The following is a 2,424-nucleotide window of genomic DNA, read 5'->3' as shown; positions in this document are numbered from 1 at the left end:
ATTTAGTGGCACTTCCGTGCCTCTGTGTAGATGTTTTTGATGGAACAGATGAATTGCGTGCAGGTGGTGAAGCCCTTAATTTTGCAGTTCATGCATCAAAATTTGAGGAGTTTAATGTTTCAATATTGGGTGCGGTTGGACAGGATTCCTACGCAAAATTTATTATGGATTCTGTTTCTGATAAGAGAATAGATGTAAGCCATGTAAGAGTTGAAGAGGATAAAGTAACTGCAAATAATCGTACATATCTTACGGCTGACGGTGACAGATATTACAAAGATGATTCATGGACGGGTGATATTGTTGATAAAATGATATTGAATCAAGACGAATTGGACTTTATAAAAAAATCAGAGGTTGTATTTATACATTTCTGGGCAGGCTGTTTTGAACAAATTATAGATTTAAAAAAGAATAATAACTTCAGATTGGCTGTGGATTTTGTAGAATATCGTAATTTTAAGGAGATGGAAAAATATGCACCATATATAGATTATTTCCTGATTAGTGGAGAGGAATCAATTCTTCCGATATTTGAAGCATTTTCCAAGAAGTATAAAGGACTATTTAATGCATCTTTAGCTGATAAAGGAAGTGTTACATATTATAATGGTGAAAAGTATTTTGTCCCGGCTGATGAAGCTTTAGAAATAGTTGATACTACTGGTTGCGGAGATAGCTACCATGCAGGCTTTGTGTGTTCTCATATGTTAATTGGTGATATTTACGAGGCTATGAGAGTTGGTACAGAATTTGCAACAGAGACATTGTCTCATTATGGTGGCTTTTAATTCGATTTGTAAGGAGAAACAATATGACAGGGTTTATTATATGGTCACTTTTCGGAGTGTTTATAATTGGATTATGAATAAAAGATATGTTTTCTAAGAATCCGGTTGTGAAGAAAAGTAAATAAACTTCAGTTTTTGAAACTGAGAAATCGGGATTTATAAAGGAGAATATTGATGAAACTATTTTTATGTTCGCACTTTTCAAGTGTAGGAAGTCTGATAAAGGAAGAAATTGAAAATAAGAAAGTCGCATTTATTCCAACAGCTTCGTTGCGTGAAGGCTACACCGGTTATGTCGGCTCGGCTCGAAAATTATTCAAAAAGTTGGGAGCAATCGTAACTGAAATTGATATTTCAACGGAGGCTTATTCAACGATACAGTCTGTTTTTGAAGATGCAGATGTAATATATTTTACCGGCGGAAATTCTTTCTTTCTTATGGACCAACTCCGTAAAACAAGAACTGATGGGTTGCTAAAAAAGGAATTGGCAAATGGAAAATTGATGATCGGCGAGTCGGCAGGCGCAATTATATGCGCTCCAAGCATCCAATATATCGAGCAAATGGATGAAAAGCCGGAGGACTACTCACAAGAAGATGATGCAGGGCTTGATTTGATTGATTTCTATGTTCTTCCGCATTATCTTACAGCACCATTTAAGAAAGTTACCGAGAAAATAATGACTGAGTTTTCGGATTTGAATCTATGCCCTATTAACAACCATCAGGGAATTGTAATTGATGGTGAAGGTTCAAAGGTTATTTGCAAAGACTAATTTGAAAAATCCTTTTTGGAAACTGGAAAATCGGAATTTTCTTGATGGTGGAGGATGCGTATGGAACATAAGGGCACAATTAGAATAGAAACAGATAGATTAGTTCTTAAACGACATGTATTAGATGATGCAGAAATCATGTTTAAAAACTGGGTAACAGAAAAAGATGTAACAAAGTTTTTAAGTTGGCAACCGCATAAAAATGTCGACGAGACAAAGCAATTACTAATTGATTGGATAGAATCGTATGATAAGCAGGATTTCTATTTTTGGACAATTGAGTTAAAAGATTCGCATGAACTGGTAGGAGATATATCAGTAGTAAGTCTCGATGAGGCAACAGAAAGTGTGGAGCTCGGGTATGGTATTGGAAGCAGATGGTGGGGAAAAGGTATAACTGCAGAAGCAGGAAGGGCATTGGTAAAATTCTTTTTTGAAGAAGTAAAAGTCAAACGTGTATATGCAAAGCATGCTGCAGGTAATCCAAACTCAGGAAGTGTAATGCAGAAAATGGGAATGAAAAAAGAAGGAATAATTAGGCAGTCGGGAACCTGTAATCAAGGTATTGTGGATGAAGTTTATTATTCCATACTTAGAAATGAGTATTTTAGTAATGATAATTGATGAAAAAATCTAATTTAGCGACACACTCGAAAATTTCAGTTTGTAGGGAACAAATCAGACAATTTTATAATAAAACAGCGTTAGAGCATTTATGTGTGAGAGAAAAATCAAGTGTAGGAGAATACATGACATGAAATATACGAATAAGCATATAAAAGAAGAATACAAATTCAATCAAATGTGGCGGACGATCGGAATGATTCTCTTATTGATAGGAATATTTTTGGTTGGC

At 35.1% G+C, this 2,424-nt stretch carries 3 protein-coding genes; all 3 read left to right on the top strand.

The genetic code is table 11. The annotated features are described in order from the left end of the window. On the top strand, nucleotides 1–791 hold a 791-nt coding region (locus CCU_RS06975), incomplete at its 5' end, for a PfkB family carbohydrate kinase (protein ID WP_208896071.1). Between the two features lie 174 nt (nucleotides 792–965). Then, a complete protein-coding gene (locus CCU_RS06970; RefSeq protein ID WP_015534087.1) occupies nucleotides 966–1,568 on the top strand; it encodes a Type 1 glutamine amidotransferase-like domain-containing protein in 603 nt (200 codons plus the stop codon). Between the two features lie 60 nt (nucleotides 1,569–1,628). Continuing rightward, complete coding sequence (locus tag CCU_RS06965; RefSeq protein WP_015534086.1) at nucleotides 1,629–2,192, top strand: GNAT family N-acetyltransferase; 564 nt, start codon at nucleotides 1,629–1,631, stop codon at nucleotides 2,190–2,192. Nucleotides 2,193–2,424 lie beyond the last annotated feature (232 nt).

Origin of the sequence: Coprococcus sp. ART55/1 (assembly GCF_000210595.1) — a bacterium.
GTDB lineage: Bacteria > Bacillota > Clostridia > Lachnospirales > Lachnospiraceae > Coprococcus > Coprococcus aceti.
Note: the sequence above shows the minus strand (reverse complement) of the source record. Positions and strands in the feature narration are given on the sequence as shown.